The organism is Thiomonas delicata (assembly GCF_900088825.1).
In the GTDB taxonomy this organism is placed as follows: Bacteria; Pseudomonadota; Gammaproteobacteria; order Burkholderiales; family Burkholderiaceae_C; genus Thiomonas_A; species Thiomonas_A delicata.
On record NZ_LT592170.1, the window covers coordinates 1,894,607 to 1,912,650 of the forward strand.

General features: G+C 69.1%; 17 protein-coding genes and 1 riboswitch. Of the genes, 13 read left to right on the forward strand and 4 right to left on the reverse strand.

The window, feature by feature from the left end; all coding sequences use genetic code 11:
* Positions 1-52 precede the first annotated feature (52 nt).
* From secB to THIARS_RS09000, 4 genes are all read left to right on the forward strand, one after another.
* A complete protein-coding gene (gene secB / locus THIARS_RS08985; RefSeq protein ID WP_094160410.1) occupies positions 53-553 on the forward strand; it encodes a protein-export chaperone SecB in 501 nt (166 codons plus the stop codon).
* Positions 554-636: 83 nt separating this feature from the next.
* Positions 637-1,689: an NAD(P)H-dependent glycerol-3-phosphate dehydrogenase gene (locus THIARS_RS08990; protein ID WP_094160412.1), complete on the forward strand. Its 1,053-nt coding sequence runs from the start codon at positions 637-639 to the stop codon at positions 1,687-1,689.
* The gene (gene pth / locus THIARS_RS08995) at positions 1,686-2,294 is read left to right on the forward strand and encodes an aminoacyl-tRNA hydrolase (protein WP_094160414.1); all 609 of its coding nucleotides are present in this window, start codon (positions 1,686-1,688) and stop codon (positions 2,292-2,294) included. The genes THIARS_RS08990 and pth overlap by 4 nt, the downstream gene beginning before the upstream one ends.
* Positions 2,291-2,731 carry a hypothetical protein gene (locus tag THIARS_RS09000; RefSeq protein ID WP_094160416.1) on the forward strand — a complete coding sequence of 147 codons (441 nt, stop codon included), beginning with the start codon at positions 2,291-2,293 and terminating at the stop codon, positions 2,729-2,731. The genes pth and THIARS_RS09000 overlap by 4 nt, the downstream gene beginning before the upstream one ends.
* 22 nt (positions 2,732-2,753) lie before the next feature.
* Here the strand turns inward: THIARS_RS09000 and THIARS_RS09005 are convergent, their stop codons facing one another.
* The 3 genes from THIARS_RS09005 to rsmD are packed head-to-tail and all read right to left on the reverse strand — an operon-like array spanning position 2,754 to position 4,355.
* Positions 2,754-3,062 (reverse strand): YfhL family 4Fe-4S dicluster ferredoxin, encoded by a 309-nt coding sequence (locus THIARS_RS09005; protein WP_094160418.1) that lies wholly within the window; start codon positions 3,060-3,062, stop codon positions 2,754-2,756.
* Between the two features lie 29 nt (positions 3,063-3,091).
* Complete coding sequence (coaD, locus tag THIARS_RS09010; RefSeq protein ID WP_094160420.1) at positions 3,092-3,583, reverse strand: pantetheine-phosphate adenylyltransferase; 492 nt, start codon at positions 3,581-3,583, stop codon at positions 3,092-3,094.
* A 31-nt stretch (positions 3,584-3,614) separates the two neighbouring features.
* Positions 3,615-4,355 carry a 16S rRNA (guanine(966)-N(2))-methyltransferase RsmD gene (gene rsmD / locus THIARS_RS09015; protein WP_245845699.1) on the reverse strand — a complete coding sequence of 247 codons (741 nt, stop codon included), beginning with the start codon at positions 4,353-4,355 and terminating at the stop codon, positions 3,615-3,617.
* 37 nt (positions 4,356-4,392) lie between these two features.
* Here rsmD and ftsY point away from each other — a divergent pair, with 37 nt between their 5' ends.
* Both ftsY and THIARS_RS09025 read left to right on the forward strand, forming a co-directional pair.
* Positions 4,393-5,466: a signal recognition particle-docking protein FtsY gene (gene ftsY / locus THIARS_RS09020; protein WP_094160422.1), complete on the forward strand. Its 1,074-nt coding sequence runs from the start codon at positions 4,393-4,395 to the stop codon at positions 5,464-5,466.
* 39 nt (positions 5,467-5,505) lie between these two features.
* A complete protein-coding gene (locus THIARS_RS09025; protein ID WP_186436614.1) occupies positions 5,506-6,249 on the forward strand; it encodes a GNAT family N-acetyltransferase in 744 nt (247 codons plus the stop codon).
* A 190-nt stretch (positions 6,250-6,439) separates the two neighbouring features.
* Here the strand turns inward: THIARS_RS09025 and THIARS_RS09030 are convergent, their stop codons facing one another.
* Complete coding sequence (locus tag THIARS_RS09030; RefSeq protein ID WP_094159105.1) at positions 6,440-7,642, reverse strand: IS4 family transposase; 1,203 nt, start codon at positions 7,640-7,642, stop codon at positions 6,440-6,442.
* A 329-nt stretch (positions 7,643-7,971) separates the two neighbouring features.
* A riboswitch (guanidine-I (ykkC/yxkD leader) is annotated at positions 7,972-8,081 on the forward strand.
* A 52-nt stretch (positions 8,082-8,133) separates the two neighbouring features.
* On the opposite strand from THIARS_RS09030, the gene THIARS_RS09035 reads away from it, so the two are divergent.
* The 7 genes from THIARS_RS09035 (at position 8,134) to atzF (ending at position 17,994) form a co-directional block, all read left to right on the forward strand.
* Positions 8,134-9,123, forward strand: a complete 990-nt coding sequence (locus THIARS_RS09035) for an ABC transporter substrate-binding protein (RefSeq protein ID WP_094160424.1) — start codon at positions 8,134-8,136, stop codon at positions 9,121-9,123.
* Positions 9,124-9,199: 76 nt separating this feature from the next.
* Positions 9,200-10,057: an ABC transporter permease gene (locus tag THIARS_RS09040; RefSeq protein ID WP_094160426.1), complete on the forward strand. Its 858-nt coding sequence runs from the start codon at positions 9,200-9,202 to the stop codon at positions 10,055-10,057.
* A 13-nt stretch (positions 10,058-10,070) separates the two neighbouring features.
* Entirely contained in the window at positions 10,071-10,958 is an 888-nt protein-coding gene (locus THIARS_RS09045; RefSeq protein WP_094160428.1) for an ABC transporter ATP-binding protein, read from the forward strand.
* The gene (locus tag THIARS_RS09050) at positions 10,955-11,692 is read left to right on the forward strand and encodes an urea amidolyase associated protein UAAP1 (RefSeq protein ID WP_094160429.1); all 738 of its coding nucleotides are present in this window, start codon (positions 10,955-10,957) and stop codon (positions 11,690-11,692) included. Before THIARS_RS09045 ends, THIARS_RS09050 begins: the two co-directional genes overlap by 4 nt.
* Positions 11,693-11,718: 26 nt before the next feature.
* The gene (locus THIARS_RS09055) at positions 11,719-12,417 is read left to right on the forward strand and encodes an urea amidolyase associated protein UAAP2 (RefSeq protein ID WP_094160430.1); all 699 of its coding nucleotides are present in this window, start codon (positions 11,719-11,721) and stop codon (positions 12,415-12,417) included.
* 159 nt (positions 12,418-12,576) lie between these two features.
* Entirely contained in the window at positions 12,577-16,191 is a 3,615-nt protein-coding gene (gene uca / locus THIARS_RS09060) for an urea carboxylase (protein ID WP_094160431.1), read from the forward strand.
* The gene (gene atzF, locus THIARS_RS09065) at positions 16,192-17,994 is read left to right on the forward strand and encodes an allophanate hydrolase (RefSeq protein ID WP_094160432.1); all 1,803 of its coding nucleotides are present in this window, start codon (positions 16,192-16,194) and stop codon (positions 17,992-17,994) included.
* Positions 17,995-18,044: the final 50 nt, after the last annotated feature.

Genomic DNA, 18,044 nt, shown 5'->3' on the forward strand with positions numbered 1-18,044 from the left:
CCATTCCCTCCGCCCGCCCAGCGGGCGAACCCACACCCTGGAGCCTTCTTGCATGAGCACTCCCACGAATTCCGCAGGCGCTGACCAGTCGCCGGTCTTTATGCTGCAGCGCTGCTATCTCAAGGATCTGTCGCTGGAGCAGCCCAACGCGCCCAAGATCCTGCTCGAGCAGGCCCAACCCACGGTCGACGTGCAGATGAACGTGGAGTCCCAGACCGTGGTGGACGGCATTTTCGAAGTGGCCATCACCGCCACCATCACCGCCCGCATCAACGACCAGACCCTGTTCCTGGTCGAGGGCAAGCAGGCCGGCATTTTCGAAATGCGCAACATCCCCCAGGAGCATGCCGACCTCCTGCTGGGCATTGCCTGCCCACAGACCGTGTATCCGTATCTGCGCGCCAATCTGGCCGACGTCATCACCCGCGCCGGATTCCCTCCCGTGCACCTGGCCGAAATCAATTTCCAGGCCATGTACGAAAGCCAGCGCGCCCAGGAAGCCGGCCAGAGCCCCAGCGGCCTGATCGCGCCCGACGGTTCGGCCTTGAACTGACGGCGAGCCGGTCCGCGCGGCTCGCCTTGCGCGGCCCGCGCCGCGACCGCTCGTGAGCCGGCTGCGATGCGTCCAGCATGCGCATGAACATTTCCATACTCGGTGCGGGCGCCTGGGGAACGGCGCTGGCCTGCCATGCCGCGCGCCGCCACGCCGTACAGCTCTGGGGCCGCGACGCGGCGCAGATCCGGACCCTGCGCACGCGCGGCGAGAACACCCGCTACCTGCCCGGCGTGGCTTTACCTGAAGCTCTGGGTTTCACGACGGAACTGAACGCGGCGCTGGCCCATGTCGGCGCCGGCGGGCTGCTCGTGCTGGCCGTGCCCGTCGCCGGCCTGCGGCCGCTGGCGCAAGCCCTGCGCGCGCAGGGCCAGGAAGCCCCGCAAGACTTTCCCAGGCATGTGCTGGTGCTGGCCAAGGGCTTCGAGCAGGGCAGCCGGCTGCTGCCGCATCAGGTGCTGGAGCAGGTGTTCGAGGGTTGGGCACGGCAGCCGGCACTGGGCGTGCTGTCGGGACCCAGTTTCGCCCTGGAGGTGGCGCGCGGCCTGCCGGTGGCGCTTACGGCCGCGAGCGCCGACGAGGGCCTCATCCAGGCCACGGTGCGGGCGCTGCACGGCGGCGGCATGCGCATCTACGCCAGCGCCGATCTGCTCGGCGTGGAGGTGGGCGGGGCGGTGAAGAATGTGCTAGCGATCGCCTGCGGCGTGAGCGACGGCCTGGAGCAGGGCCACAACGCGCGCGCCGCGCTCATCACCCGGGGCTTGGCCGAGATCAGCCGCCTGGGCCTGGCGATGGGAGCGCGCACGGAAACCTTCATGGGCCTGAGCGGCCTCGGCGACCTGGTGCTCACCTGCACCGGCGAGCTGTCGCGCAACCGGCGCGTGGGTCTGCAGCTGGCCGCGGGCAAGCCGCTGGACCGGATCGTGGCCGAGCTCGGGCATGTCGCCGAAGGCGTCTACACCGCGCAAACAGTGCTGGAACTCGCGCTGGCGCACCAGGTCGACATGCCGATCACCGCCGCGGTGGCGGATGTGCTGGGCGGGCGCCGCAGCCCGGCCGAGGCGCTGCGCAACCTGCTCGCGCGCGAGCCCCAGCCCGAGGTTTCCCCGTTGGGCGAACCGGGAGTGCAGCCTTGATCCGGCTCATTGTCGGTTTGGGCAACCCTGGCCCCGAGCACGCGCTGCAGCGGCACAACGCGGGGTTCTGGTGGGTGGACCAGATCGCGCAGCGCGAGGGCCTCGCCCTGCGCGCCGAGCGCGGTTTCTTCGGCGACGTCGCGCGCCTGCGCGGGCCCCATGGCGACGTCTGGCTGCTCGAGCCCGGCACCTATATGAACCGCTCCGGCCAGGCCGTGGCGGCGCTGGCGCGGTTCTACAAGATCGCGCCGGAGCACATCCTGGTGGCGCACGACGAACTCGACCTGCCGCCCGGGCAGATCAAGCTCAAGCTGGCCGGCGGCCATGCCGGCCACAATGGCTTGCGCGACATCGCCGCGCAGATCGGCACGCCGCAGTTCTGGCGCCTGCGCATCGGCATCGGGCATCCGGGCGATCGCGACGCGGTGGTCGGCTTCGTGCTCGGCCGTCCGCCGCGCAGCGAACTGGAGCGCATCGAGCAGGCCATGCAGCGCGGCCTGGACGAGTTGCCGCGCCTCTTGCGCGGCGAGTTCGAGGCGGCGATGATGCATCTGCACCGCGGCAACGTGCCGCCCGCCGCGCCAGCCAAGGAGTCGCCGAAATGATCCCAGCGTTCGCCCACGTTGCCTCACACCTCACCGGCGTCCTGCCCGCCGCGCGCGCGGTGGTCGCGCTGGTCGCGGCGGGCTTGGCCTGGTGGTCCTGGCCTGCCGCGGCGCAACAGGTCTACCGCTGCGGCAACGCCTACGCCCATGCGCCATGCCCGCAGGGCAGGCCGGTGGATGTGGCCGACCCGCGCGACCCCGCGCAGGTGGAGCAGGCGAGGGCGCAGACCGCGCGCGACCAGCAACTCGCCGACCAGCTCCACCGCGAGAATGCCGCGCGCGAGGCCGCGCACCGCAAGGCCCTGCTGGCCGAGGCGAAACAGGCGCAAAAAATGGCGGCCGCGCAACGCCGCGCGGCGCGGGCCAGGGAGCGTGCGCGCAAGGCCGCGCAGCAACTGGCCACCCGCAAGGCGGTCAGCCCCAAGGCCTTGCCCTGAGTCGCCGCGGGGGCGTCCCCGCTCAGTCGCTGGGGACGGCCTGCGCTGCGGGATTCGCGGCCTCGGCGGCCGGCCGCTTCGCGTCGAGTCCTGCGAGGCGCTGGTAGCGGGCCATGAGCGTGTCGCGGCTTTCCACGCGGTCGGGCCGGATCGGGATGCAGTTCACCGGGCAGACCTGCACGCACTGCGGCTGGTCGAAGTGGCCGACGCACTCGGTGCAGCGGTCGGGGTCGATCTCGTAGATTTCCGGTCCGAGCGAAATCGCCTGGTTCGGGCACTCGGGCTCGCACACATCGCAGTTGATGCACTCGTCGGTAATCCACAGCGCCATGGCTTGCGTCCTCGTGGTTCGGGCGTCGGTCAGTTGCTCTGGCGCTCGGCCAGCTTGGCGGCCAGGCGCTCGGTGACCAAGGGAACCACAAATTTGCTCACGTCGCCACCCAGCAGGGCGATTTCCCGCACGAACGTCCCGGATACGAACTGGTACTGGTCGGCCGGGGTCAGGAAGATGGTTTCCACGTCGGGCATCAGCTGGCGGTTCATGCCGGCCATCTGGAATTCGTATTCGAAGTCGCTGACGGCGCGCAGGCCGCGGATCACCACCTCGGCGCCGCGCTCGACGACGAAATTGCGCAGCAGCCCGGTGAAGCCTTCCACCGTCACGTTCTTGTAGGGGGCGAGGATGGCGCGCGCCAGATCGAGCCGCTCGTCGAGGCTGAACAGGGCGTTCTTGTGGTGGCCGGCGGCGACGGCGACGATGATGTTGTCACACAGCTTGGAGGCCCGGCGCACCAGATCCTCGTGGCCGCGTGTGAAGGGGTCGAACGTGCCGGGATAAACGGCCAGAAGCATGTCGGGCTCCAGATTGCTGCACGGCGGCAGTTTAGCCCGGCACCGGCTCCGCCGGCAGGCGTTGAAGCAGGGCGTAGTGCACCGCGCCGGCCCGGTCCTGGCGGTGCACGGTCCAGTCCGGTCCCGCGGTCCATGCCTCCAGCAGCCGTGCGTCGGGCGCTTCCAGATAAGCCTGGCCCCCGGGCGGCAGCAGGCGCGCGGCCGCGGCCAGCGCGGCGGCATGCAGCCCGCTTGCGGCCTGCGTGAAAGGCGGGTCGATGAAGACCAGGTCGTAGCTGGCGGCTGGGCGGCCCGCGGCGAATTGCAGGGCGTCGCGCGCATGCACATGGGCCTGCGCGGCGCCAAGCCGGGCGCAGGCATCGGCGAGCAGCTTGGCCAGGCGGGGGTCGCGTTCCACCAGGTCGACCGACGCGGCGCCGCGCGACGCGGCTTCCAGGCCGAGCGCGCCGCTGCCGGCGAACAAGTCCAGGCAGCGCAGTCCGCCGAGATCCTGGCCGAGCCAGTTGAACAGGGTTTCGCGCACGCGGTCGGGCGTGGGACGCAGCCCCGGGCGGTCGGCCACGACCAGCTTGCTGCGTTTGAGACTGCCGCCGATGATGCGCACGACACCCGGTCCGCGCTGGGGCTGGCGGTTGGCGGGGCGGGGGGCGGGTGCTGGTTTTCCGGGCATGTGGGAGGCGATGTGGGTCGGGTCGGGCAGGGTGAGCATAGCCGCATGACCGCCCGCGCGGCGCGGGCGGCCCGATGCGGGCGACAATAGGGTTTTGCGCATGCCCCCGGCATGCGCACCCTTCCCGCCATCATTGCCCATGTTCCGTTTTTTCAAGCGCAAACCCTCCACGCCCGAAACTCCGCAGACCGCATCGCCAGCCCCGGATTCGGTGCCGCCGGTCACGGCGGACGAGGCGGTCCTGGCCGCGGCCCAGGAAGCAGCTCCAGGCGAGGAGGCCGAAGCGCCGGGCCAGGCCGTGCCGGCGCAGCCCGGGTCTTCCAGTTGGTTGACGCGTTTGCGCCAGGGCCTGCGCAAGACCGGCGCCGGCCTTTCGGGCTTGTTCGGCGGCAGCCGTATCGACGAGGCGCTGTACGAGGATCTGGAGTCGGCGCTGATCCTGGCCGACGCCGGCATGCCGGCGACGCAATACGTGCTCGAACAGTTGCGCAAGAAGGTGCGCGCCACGCGCGCCGAAACACCGCAGCAGGTGAGGGATTTGCTGCGCGAGGTGTTGGCCGAGCTGCTGGCGCCGCTGGAAAAACAGCTCGACATCGGCAAGTCCACGCCCACGGTGATGATGATGGTGGGGGTCAACGGCGCCGGCAAGACCACCAGCATCGGCAAGCTCACGCGGCACCTGCAGCAGGCCGGCTGCAAGGTGCTGCTGGCGGCGGGCGACACCTTCCGCGCCGCCGCGCGCGAGCAGCTCGCCGCCTGGGGCGACCGCAACGCGGTGCAGGTCATCGCCCAGCAGGGCGGCGACCCCGCCGCGGTGGCGTTCGACGCGGTGAGCGCCGGCCGCGCGCGCGGCATGGACGTGGTGATCGTGGACACCGCCGGCCGGCTGCCGACGCAGCTGCACCTCATGGACGAGTTGAAAAAGGTCAAGCGCGTGATCGGCAAGGCCATGGACGGCGCGCCGCACGAGGCGCTGCTGGTGATCGATGCCACCAACGGCCAGAACGCGCTGGCGCAGCTGCGCGCCTTCGACGACACGCTGGGCCTCACCGGCATCATCCTCACCAAGCTCGACGGCAGCGCCAAGGGCGGGGTGATCGCCGCCATCGCACGGGAGCGGCCGGTGCCGATCTACTTCATCGGCGTGGGCGAATCGCTCGAGGACCTGCAGCCCTTCGATGCGCGCGCCTTCGCCCGCGCCCTGGTGGGCTGAGGCATCGTTCCGCACCGTGCCTGCGTTGAACCCATGGCCATGACGACGACAGCCACCGACAAGGGCCAGGCGTTGCCCCCCAATGGCCCGCTGGGTGCCGAGCTGCCTGGCTGGACGCCACCCCCCGCGCCCGCGCGAGGGGTGCTGGCCGGGACGCGCGTGCGCCTGGAGCCGCTGGACGCCGCGCGCCATGCTCCCGCGCTGCACGCGGCCTTCGCCGCGGATGCGCAAGGCGCCACCTGGACCTATCTGCCCTACGGGCCGTTCGCCGACGCGCAGGCCTACGCGGATTGGGCGCAGGGCTATGCCGGCGTGGCCGACCCCATGCTGTTCGCCATCGTCGAAACCATCACGGGCCAGCCCGCGGGCGTGGCCGCCTACCTGCGCATCGATCCGCGCAACGGCTGCATCGAAATCGGCCATCTGGCCTTCGCGCCAAGCCTGCAACGCACGCCGGCGGCGACCGAGGCGATCTTTCTCATGATCGACCATGCCTTCGCGCTGGGCTATCGGCGCGTGGAATGGAAGTGCAACGCGCTCAACGCCGCGTCGCGCCGGGCCGCGCAGCGCCTGGGGTTCAGCTTCGAGGGCGTGTTCCGGCAGGCGGCCGTGGTGAAGGGGCGCAACCGCGATACCGCGTGGTACGCCATTCTGGACACCGAATGGCCCGCCTTGCGCACCGCGCATGTGCGCTGGCTGGCGGCCGGCAACTTCGACGCGCATGGCAGGCAGCGCAGCGCGCTTGCCGATCTGACGCGTCCGCTGCTTGCGGCGCGGGGTTAGGGCCAATACTGTTCAGATACGTAGGATTGGTGTTGGCTGATGGTGTTGATGGAGTACCTCTCCGCGATGTCGGAGGTTGTAGTTGCTCATTTTGCGTTTGACGCCGCGCGGGTTGGTCCGACCTCGGCTGCTCACGCAGCGACCGCGGGCGATTTCCTCGAACAAGGCGTCGCGCCAGCAAGGCAGTCGCTCAGGGGGGAATGGCCGCGGCCTGCGGCATTTTTCGCTTGATCACTCGCACTGCGTGGGTGAAGCTCAAGCGATCCGGATCGAGTCCGCGTGGCCAGGCGGCTTGCGCCATGATTTGGCGAATCGCGAAGTGCGCCAGAAGCAGTCCCCAAAGTTCCTGCCTCACCAGTTCCGGTGTCTTGCTTCGCAGGACGGTGCTGTTGGCTCGCAGGTGCGTCTTGAATTCGGCGAAGACGCTCTCGACTTCCCAGCGTTCGTGGTAGAGCGCCGCCAGCTCGAGCGCCGGAGCATCCTCGGGATCCAGGATGTTGGTGACCAATCGGTAGCTGTCCTGTGTTGGCGTGGCGGAGTTGGTCAACAGGTACTCGACGATCCGAATCGTTTGCCCGACGCGCTCGCTCCTGCGATCGTCGCTGTCGAACACCGTACTGAGATAGGAGCCGTCCGGCAGCGCTTTTTCAATCGGCAGTTTGCTCGTAGACGGCACTCGCCATGCCAGTTTGGCACCGGTGGCGCACGCGATCTGCCAGAGCTTGAATCCGTAGAAGCCGCGGTCGGCAAGCACGAGCATGTTTGCTGTCAACTTCTGGGGCAGCAGTCGGCTCGCCATGACGCGTTCGCTCTGGCTGTAGGGGCCGATGTCGGCGGCCACAACGGCGTGGGTGCCGCACTCGACCAAGCCCAGCAGCCGGGCCTGTGGAAAGGCGCTCTGTCCGCGTGTGGCACTCGGGTAGCCGAAGTAAGAGGCGTTGGCCGCCTCGTCCGCCACGTCCATGCCGCTGCCATCCAAAGCCATCACGCGCAGCCCGCGATACCAAGCTCCAGGTGCCCCGGGCGCTGCAAGCGGCCGCAACACCCGATCAGCCAGTTGATGCATGACCTCGGCACCGAGCCGCGTGCGCGCCTGCGAAATCGCCGACTTGCTGGCCTGGACTGCACCAGCCCGGCTATCGCCGAGCCATTGCAGGCCCTCGCAAACGACGCGCAGAACCTCCTCCAGCGGCGCCTCCCGCCACAGCGCCAACGCCATCACGTAGTACACCACCGCCGGCGCTGGAAGAAGACGCTCGCGCTGGCTTGCTCGGCCTGTCTCGCTTAGCACCTCCTCGATCAGCGCCCGCGGACAAACGCTGGCCAAAACCCCCGCGCTGATCAGGTGTGCCACGTCAACCTGGGCCGGTAACGCCTTGCGTGTCCTGGCCATGCCTCATCCTCATCGACACCTCGATGAGGATGAATTATGACTGATTGCCTGCTATCTGAACAGTATTGGGGTTAGGGCCTGTTCACGCGATGTCTGCACTCGCGCCTGGGGTTTGGCGCGATCGCGTGGTGCGATGTGTGACAGGGTTTCATAGCGAGCCCTTGTTTTGGTGCGTTTGCGCACCAGAACGGAGTGCGCGACTCCTGGGTTCGAGCTCGATCGCCCCGCGGCCCAGGCGTGAAGCACGCAAGTGGGTGATCGACCTCGCGAACCTGGCGGGTGGCATGCTTTCTGCTTGATGTTGGCCAGGAGGCGTGCCGCGAGCACGCACTGAGGCAAGCTAGGGTTCCGGTCGCCATGCCACGCGGCGATGTCTGGTCCGAGAGCATGCCGGCTCTGCACATGCAGGGCTCCACGGAGGGATAAAAGCCCGGGAGGTCGCCAGTCGCGCGCCTCCGCTTGTATTCCACACACTCACCCTGGAGCCCGTCATGTCCGTGTTGCGAAACCTGTTGCGCAGAGTTGTCCCCCTCGCCGGCCTGCTGACCCTCGCCCTGCACCCGATTCCATCGTTCGCCCAGGTCACGCTCGGCCTGTCGGACTGGCCCGGCTGGGTCGCCTGGTACGTGGCCGAGAAGGAGGGCTACTTCAAGAAGTACGGCGCCGACGTCAAGCTGGTCTGGTTTCCCGACTACATGACGTCGGTGAACGCCCTGGCCGCCGGCCAGATCGACGCCAACTGCCAGGCGCTGATCGACACGCTGTCCCCGGTGGAGAAAAAGGTTCCGGCCAAGGTCATCCTCGTGACCGACAACTCCGCCGGCAACGACGCGCTGATGGTGAGCAATGCCATCAAGACCTTTCCCGAGCTCAAGGGCAAGAACGTGGGCGTGGAAATCGGCTCCATCGAACATTACCTCGCCGTCACCGCGCTGAGGACGCATGGCATGACCGACAAGGACGTGACCTTCGTCAACATGTCCACGGGCGACGCCGCCGCCGCGGTGATCGCCGGCAAGATTCCGGCCGCCGGCGTGTGGAACCCCTGGATCCAGCGCATCGAGAACGCCAAGGCCGGCCATCCCCTGTTCACCAGCAAGTCCGCGCCGGGCCTGATTCCCGACGTGGTGTACGCCCGCGATTCGGCCCTGGCCGCGCACCGCAAGGACTTCGTGGCGATGACCAGGGCCTGGTTCGACGCCGTCAAATTCATCGAGAAAAACCCGCAGAAGGCGGCCGAGATCATGGCGCCCCACGTCGGCCTCAAGCCCCAGGAATACGCCCTGAGCCTGGCCGGCACGCGGCTGTTCGGCGCCAAGCTGAACATGGAGGCCATGCACAAGAGCAGCGCTCCGGTCTCGCTGTACAAGAGCACGGCCGATTCCGGCGCCTTCCTGATCAGCCAGAAGGCCATCACCGCCACACCCGACCCGGCCACCTTCATCGACGCCTCCATCGTGAGCGAGGCGATGAAGCCATGAGCGCATCGCACGGCCGCCCGAAGATGGGCGATCCCTCCCCCTTGGGGGGAGCGCGCACCGCGCCGAGGGGACAGCCATGAGCGCTGCACCCCTGGATTCCGCCGATGGCCTCGCGCTTGGCATGCACAAGCCGGCGTCCGGGGGCGCGCGCTGGCGCGAGCGCATGCGCATTCGCGCCGCCATTCCGAACTGGGTCTATGTCCTGCTCTCGGTGTTCGGCTTCCTGCTGCCGTTGCTCGTGTGGCAGTTGGTGGCCGCCAGCGGCTGGGTGGGTGCGCTGTTCCTGCCCTCGCCCGGGGCCGTGGTGCACAGCTTCGTCGACTGGACGCACAACGGCCTGTCGGACGACACCCTCATCAGCATCTACCGCGTGGTGATGGGCTTTGTCATCGCCGCCGTCATCGGCGTGCCGCTGGGCATCTACATCGGCGCCTACAAGTGGTTCGAGGCGCTGCTGCAGCCCATCAACGATTTCGTGCGCTACATGCCGGCCTCGGCCTTCATTCCGCTGGTGCTGCTGTGGGTGGGCATCGGCGAGGGGTCGAAGATCGCCATCATCTTCATCGGCGTGATCTTCCAGATCATCGTCATGGTGGCCGACGCGGTGCGGCGGGTTCCCGAGAACTACCTCGAGGTGGCCTACACCATGGGCGCCACGCAGGGGGAGGTGCTGGGCCTGGTGATCTGGCGCAGCGTGCTGCCCGAACTGCTGGACATCCTGCGCATCAACATGGGCTGGGCCTGGACCTATCTGGTGGTGGCCGAGATGGTGGCGGCCAACAGCGGTCTGGGCTTCCAGATCCTGCAGAGCCAGCGTTTTCTCAACACGCCCAAGATCTTCGTGGGCATTTTCGTCATCGGGCTCATCGGTCTGCTGTTCGATCTGGCGTTCCGCTGGATCTACCGTCTGGTGTTCCCCTGGAAGCGAGCCTGAGGAGGCCTGAACCATGGCGCAATCGGAAGTGCAGTTCGACGCGGTCAGCAAGAGTTTCGCCCGGCGCAGCGAGCCGCCCCTGCTGGTGCTGGACCGCGTGTCGCTGCGTGTCGCGCCGGGCGAGTTCCTGGTGCTGGTCGGGGCCTCGGGCTGCGGCAAGTCCACCTTGCTGCGCATCCTTGCCGGGCTGGAGCGCTACGACGACGGCCGTCTGATCCTGGACGGCCAGCCGGTCCACGGCCCCGGCGCGGACCGCGCGATGGTGTTCCAGCACTACAGCCTCTATCCCTGGCTGACGGTGAAGGACAACATCCGCTTCAGCCGCCAGCTCAAGGTGGTGCGCGACAACCTCACCAGCAACGACGTGGAAGTGGCCTCGGGCCGCTCCGACGCCTTGCTCCAGCTCATGGGCCTGGCGCACGCCGCTGACTATTACCCCAACCAGCTTTCCGGCGGCATGCAGCAGCGGGTGGCCATTGCCCGCGCGCTGATGAACCGTCCCAAGCTGCTGCTGATGGACGAGCCGTTCGGCGCACTCGATGCGCAGACGCGCGAGGTGATGCACGACCTCATCCGCCACGTGCATCAACTGGAGGGCACGACCATCGTGTTCGTGACGCACGACGTGGAAGAGGCCTTGTACCTCGGCGACCGCGTGGTGGTGATGGCGCCCAAGCCCGGGCGCATCGACAGCGTGGTCGACCTGCCCTTCGGCCGCCGGCGCGACCAGGATCTGAAGATCACGCCGGAGTTCCTCGCCATCAAGCGCCAGATCCTGCAGCGCATTCGCGAGACCTCGGGGATGAAGACCGACCTCGAACAACTGGAACAGCTCAGCAAGCATCTCGAGTCCGCGACCGGGAGCACAGTCATGAACACCGCACAAGGAGATATCGCATGACGCAGAGCGTCAATCCCGTCCCGCCGGACACCCTGCTGTGGGAGGAAGTCCTTCCGGGCGGCTGTCATTGGTCCGGGCTGATGCGGCGCGGCACCGCGCTGCGGCTCACCGACACCGGCGGGCGGGCCAACCTCGCGGCCCTGTTCTACCGCGCCGACGAGAAGCTCGAGCGCTACAACATGCCCGACACCCTCAAGGCGCAGCACACCGCCATGCTCACGCGCGGCCATGCACTGTACTCCGACATGGGCCGGGTGATGTGCTCCATCACCGCCGACACCTGCGGCTGGCACGATCCGCTCGGTGGGCTGTCCACCGATGCCGGCATCCTGGCCCGCTACGGCGCGGCCAGCTACCAGCGCCACCGCAACGCCATGTACCGCAGCGGCGAGGACGGCCTGCTGATCGAACTCGGCAAATACGGCCTGGGGCGCCGGGATCTGGTACCCAACGTCAACTTCTTCAGCAAGGTCACGGCCGACGCCGACGGGCGGCTGTACTTCGATACCGCCCACGGCCGCACCGGCGCGTGGCTGGACCTGCGCTTCGACATGGACGTGCTCGCCGCGTTTTCCACCGCGCCGCATCCCATGGACGCTCGGCCCGGCTACGCCCCCAGCGACGTGGTGCTCACCGCCTGGCGCTGCGGGCCGGCCGATGCCGGCGACCTCTGCCGCAACGCCTGCGCCGAGAACCAGCGCGGCTTCTACCGCTCCGACCTGCTGGTTCGCTGAACCCGACTCCCCGATACCGATCCGCCATGTCATCCTTCCATCTCGTCGAAAGTCCGCTCGACCCCGGCACCGCCGTGTACGACCACGTGCTTCCCGCAGGCGAGGGCTGGCTGCACCCGATCCAGGCCGGCCAGACCTTGCGCATCCTGGACCTGGAGGGCAACCAGGCCGTCGACACCCTGTTCTACAACGCGCACGACTTCACCGAGCGCTACAGCGCCACCGAAACCCTCAAGCAGCAGGGCGCCATCTACCTCACCGCCGGCAGCAAGCTGATGTCCAGCCACGGCCGCGAAATGCTCGCCATCACCGCCGACACCTGCGGCCGCCACGACACCCTGGGCGGCGCCTGCGCGGCCGAGAGCAACGCCGTGCGCTACGCGCTGGACAAGCGGCCCATGCACTCCTGCCGCGACACCTTTCTCAAGTGCCTGTGGCAATACGGCGACGGCCTCTCAAGGACACTTGAGGGGCAGGCCGGCCCGGGCGCGGCCCTGGGGGCGCTCACCAAGCGCGACATCACCTGCAACATCAACTTCTTCATGAACGTGCCGGTCACGCCGACAGGCGGGCTGGAGTTCGCCGACGGCGTGTCGGCGCCCGGCAAGTACGTGGAGATGCGCGCCGCGATGGACGTGCTGTGCCTCATCTCGAACTGCCCGCAGCTCAACAACCCCTGCAACGCCTACAACCCCACGCCCGTGCGCCTGCTGATCTGGAACTGACGAAGGCGCTTTCAAACGCCCGCCGGGACGGCCTGGACGGGACAACCCAGATCCTGCGGGACGACCCGCCGCAGTCCAGCATGAAACGACTCCCAAGTTCATTCGACGCATTGCCCGCCGGGGTTCCAGCGCCTTTCGGGCGGACGGGCGGGTCCTGAGATGTTCGACACCGTCCTCATCGCCAACCGCGGCGCCATCGCCTGCCGCATCATCCGCACCCTCAAGCGCATGGGCATTCGCGCCGTGGCCGTGTATTCCGAGGCCGACCGCGACAGCGTTCACGTGCGCATGGCCGACGCCGCCGTATGCATCGGCCCGGCCCCGGCGGCACAGAGCTATCTGCGTGCCGACGCCATTCTGGATGCGGCACGGCAGACCGGCGCCCAGGCCATTCACCCCGGCTACGGCTTCCTGTCGGAGAACCCGGATTTCGCCGAAGCCTGCGAGACCGCCGGCATCGCCTTCATCGGCCCCACGCCGGCGCAGATGCGCGCCTTCGGCCTCAAGCACACCGCGCGCGAACTGGCGCGGCAAAACGGCGTGCCGCTGCTGCCGGGCAGCGGCCTGCTGGCGGATGCAGGCCATGCGCTGGCCGAGGCGCGGCGCATCGGCTTTCCGGTGATGCTCAAGAGCACGGCCGGCGGCGGCGGCATCGGCATGCAGCTGATCTGGAGCGAAGACCAGCTGCAGGAGGCCTACGCCCGGGTCGAGCGTCTGGCGCGCGCCAACTTCAAGGAAGCCGGCATCTACCTGGAAAAGTACGTGCAGGCGGCGCGCCACATCGAGGTGCAGGTGTTCGGCGATGGCGCCGGGCATGTGGTGCACCTCGGCGAGCGCGACTGCTCGGTGCAGCGCCGCAACCAGAAGGTGATCGAAGAGACCCCGGCGCCCCATCTGCCGGACGCGGTGCGCCAGGCCCTGTGCGACACCGCGCTGCGGCTCATGCGCAGCGTGAACTACCGCAATGCCGGGACCGTGGAGTACGTGCTCGACGCCGACACCGGCGCGTTCTACTTCCTCGAGGTCAACACCCGCCTGCAGGTCGAGCATGGCGTGAGCGAGGAGGTCGGCGGCGTCGACCTGGTGGCGTGGATGGTGCGCCAGGCCGCGGGCGAGTCGCCCGGCGCCGATTATGTGCACGCACCGCGCGGCCACAGCATCCAGGTGCGCCTGTACGCCGAAGACCCGGCGAAGGACTTCCAGCCCGCCACAGGCCTGCTCACCGAGGTGGTGTTCCCGCCCGAGGCGCGGGTGGAAACCTGGATCGAGCCCGGCAGCGAGGTCGGCGCTTTCTACGATCCTATGCTGGCCAAGCTCATCGTGCGCGGCGCAGACCGCGCCGACGCCCTGGCCCGGCTGCAGGCGGCGCTGGCCGCCACCCGGCTGTACGGTTTCGAAACCAATCTCGGCTATCTGCGCCAGGTCGCGGCCGACGCTACCTTCGTCCAGGGCCGCCAGACCACGCGCTACCTCACCGGCCTGGCCTACCATGCCCGCACCGTGGACGTGCTGGAGCCCGGCGTGCAGACCAGCCTGCAGGATTGGCCCGGACGCCTGGGCTATTGGGACGTGGGCGTGCCGCCTTCGGGGCCGATGGACGCGCTGGCCCACCGCGCCGCCAACCGTCTGCTGCACAACCCGGCCGATGCCGTGACGCTGGAGATCACCCTGGCCGGACCGACGCTGCGCTTCAATGCCGACACCGTCATCGCCCTCGCGGGCGCGGAGCTCGACGCCAGGCTCGACGGCGAGCCGCTGGCGGCCTGGCGTAGCCATGCGGTGCGCGCCGGGCAGGTGCTCAAGCTGGGCGCCGTGCGCGGTGGCGGCTGCCGTGCCTACCTTGCCGTGGCGGGAGGCTTCGACGCGCCGCCGTATCTCGGCAGCCGCGCCACCTTCACGCTGGGGCAGTTCGGCGGCCACGCCGGTCGCACCCTGCGCGCCAGCGACGTGCTGCACATGGGCCGCAACCCGCAGGCCACGGCGGGCGCGGAAGTGGCCGCGCAGGCGCGGCCCGCCTATGCCGCGCAATGGGAAATTGCCGTGCGCTACGGCCCGCATGGCGCGCCGGATTTTTTCACCGACGACGACGTGGCCATGCTGTTCGCCACCGACTGGGAGGTGCACTACAACTCCAACCGCACCGGGGTGCGCCTCATCGGCCCCAAGCCGCAATGGGCGCGCAGCGACGGCGGCGAGGCCGGCCTGCATCCGTCCAACATCCACGACAACGCCTACGCCGTGGGCAGCATCGACTTCACCGGCGACATGCCCATCCTGCTCGGCCCCGACGGTCCCAGCCTGGGCGGCTTCGTCTGCCCGGGCGTGATCGTCGCCGCCGACCTGTGGAAGATGGGCCAGCTGCGCCCCGGCAACACGGTGCGCTTCGTGCCCGTGAGCCTGGACGAGGCCGCCCGGCTGGAAGCCGCGCAGGATGCCGCGCTGCAAAGCCTGCACGCGCCCGACGGCCCGCCGCTGGACCCGCCGCTGGCGGCCGCGCCGGCGCTGGACTCTCCCGTCGTTGCGCGGCGCGGCGCGCAGGACGGGCATCCGGTGGGCGTGGCCTACCGCGTGGCCGGCGACAAGAACCTGCTGGTCGAATACGGCCCGTTGGTGCTCGACCTCGAACTGCGCTTTCGCGTGCATGCGCTGATGCAGTGGATCGCCGCCGCCGGCCTGCCGGGCATCGTCGACCTCACGCCGGGCATCCGCTCGCTGCAGATCCACTACGACAGCCGCCGCCTGCCGCTGCGCACCCTGCTCGACGCGCTGCGCCAGGCCGAAGACGCGCTGCCGCCGGCCGAAGCGATGGAGCTGCCCACGCGCATCGTGCACCTGCCGCTGAGCTGGGACGATCCGGCCACGCGCCTGGCCATCGAGAAGTACATGGCCGGCGTGCGCAAGGACGCGCCGTGGTGCCCGAGCAATATCGAGTTCATCCGCCGCATCAACGGGCTGGAGTCGGTGGACGACGTGCTGCGCATCGTGTTCGAGGCCAGCTATCTCGTGCTGGGCCTGGGCGACGTGTACCTGGGCGCGCCGGTGGCCACGCCGCTGGACCCGCGCCACCGCCTGGTCACCACCAAGTACAACCCGGCGCGCACCTGGACCCCGGAGAACGCGGTGGGCATCGGCGGCGCGTATCTGTGCGTCTACGGCATGGAAGGCCCGGGCGGCTACCAGTTCGTCGGCCGCACGCTGCAAATGTGGAACCGTTGGCGCCAGACCCCGGTGTTCACCGGCGGCAAGCCCTGGCTGCTGCGCTTTTTCGACCAGATCCGCTTCTTCCCGGTGAGCACCGAGGAGCTGGCCGCCATCCGTGCCGATTTCCTGCACGGGCGCTACCCGCTCGACATCCGCGAGGACCGCTTCAGCCTCGCCGACTATCGCCGCTTCCTGGATGACAACGCCGCAAGCATCGCCGCGTTCCGCACCCGCCAGCGCCAGGCCTTCGCCGAAGAGCGCGAGCGCTGGGAACGCAGCGGCCAGGCCGACTGCGCCAGTGACGCCGGCGTGGCCGAGGCCGCCAGCGACAGCGAGCTCGATCTCGCGCCGGGCAGCCGCCTGGTGGCCAGCCACGTTGCCGGTAGCGTGTGGAAAGTGCTGGTCGAGCCGGCGCAGGCCGTGAAGGCGGGCGAGGTGCTGTGCATCCTCGAGTCGATGAAGATGGAGATCAGCGTGGCCGCGCCGGCCGACGGCGTGGTGTCGCGCCTGCTGTGTCGCGAGGGCGGCGCGGTGAGCGCCGGCCAGAACCTATTGGTGTTGACGGAGACCTGAATGCCCACGAGCCTGACCATCCCCGCGCTGCTGGACGCCTACCGCGCCGGCACCCTGACCCCCACGGCCCTGGTGGAAGAACTGCTGGCGCGCCATGCGCGCTACCCGGACCATGCCATCTGGATCACCCCGCCCGAGCGCGAACGCCTGCTGGCGCGCGCCCGCGAGTTGGAGGCGCGCGGCATGGAAGGGCTGCCGCTGTTCGGCGTGCCGTTCGCGATCAAGGACAACATCGACCTGGCCGGCGTGCCGACCACCTGCGCCTGCCCGGCCTATGCCTACACCCCGGCGCAATCGGCCACCGTGGTGCAAAAGCTGCTGGACGCCGGCGCCATCGCCATGGGCAAGACCAATCTCGACCAGTTCGCCACCGGGCTCAACGGCACGCGCTCGCCGTTTGGTGCCTGCCGCAACGCCTTCGACCCCGACTACATCTCCGGCGGCTCCAGCGCCGGCTCGGCGGTGTCGGTGGCGCTCGGCCTGGCCAGCTTCTCGCTCGGGACCGACACCGCAGGCTCCGGGCGCGTGCCGGCCGCGTTCAACAACCTCATCGGTCTCAAGCCCACCTGCGGCCTGCTGTCCACCCATGGCGTGGTGCCGGCCTGCCGCTCGCTGGACGTGGTGTCCATCTTCGCGCTGTCGGCCAGCGACGCGCAGCAGGTGTTCGGCGTGGCGCTGGGCGAGGACGCCGCCGACCCCTATTCGCGCCCAGCGCAGCCGCATGGTTTCGACTTCGGCGCCGCGCCGCGCTTTCGCTTCGGCGTGCCCGCGCGCAAGGACCTGCAGTTCTTCGGCGACGCCGAGTCCGCGCATCTGTTCGACGCCGCCGTGGCGCGGCTGCAATCCTTGGGCGGCGAGGTGGTGGAGTTGGACTTCGCCCCCTTCGTCGACACCGCGCGCCTGCTCTACGGCGGCCCCTGGGTGGCCGAGCGCTATCAGGCCATCCGCGCCTTCGTCGACGCCCAGCCCGAGGCCCTGTTTCCGGTGACGCGCGAGATCACACTCGGCGGCGCCAAGCCGCTGGCCGCCGACGCCTTCGCCGCGCAATACCGGCTGCGCGAACTCAAGCGCATTTGCGACCGCATCTGGAAGGACGTGGACTGCGTGATCACCCCAACCGCGGGCACCATCTATACCCGGGCGCAGATGCTGGCCGAGCCCATCGCGCGCAACACCGACATCGGCCTGTACACCAACTTCATGAACCTGCTGGACTACGCCGCCATCGCGGTGCCCGCCGGTTTCCGTGGCGACGGCCTGCCGTTCGGCGCCACGCTGTTCGCGCCGGCGCACCAGGACGTGCCGCTGCTGCATCTGGCGGCACGCTGGGAGCGCAGCATCGACAGGCCGTGTGGCGCGGTGGAAACCTCGCCGGCAGCGGAGTCTCCGACAGTGGCATACGCCGTGCCGAGCGGCCAGGTCCGCGTCGCGGTGGTGGGCGCCCATCTCAGCGGTTTGCCGCTGAACGGACAACTCACTTCACGCGGCGGTCGCCTGGTGGCCGAAACGCGCACGGCGCCTATTTACAAGCTCTATGCGCTGCCTGACGGCAAGCGTCCGGGCCTGGTCCGCGTGCCCAGCGGCGGCGCGTCCATTGCCTGCGAGGTGTGGGAACTACCTGTCAGCACCTTCGGCAGTTTCGTCGCCGGCATCCCCGCGCCGCTGGGCATCGGCAGCCTGCAGCTCGAGGGCGGCAGTACGGTGAACGGCTTCATCTGCGAAGGCATCGGCATCGATGGTGCCCGCGACATCACCGCGTTTGGCGGCTGGCGGGCGTATCTCGCGGCGGCTGGCACGGATTAACTGAGACGCTCGACGACGCAATTCCCCGTAACGTCCCCAGGTACAGATTC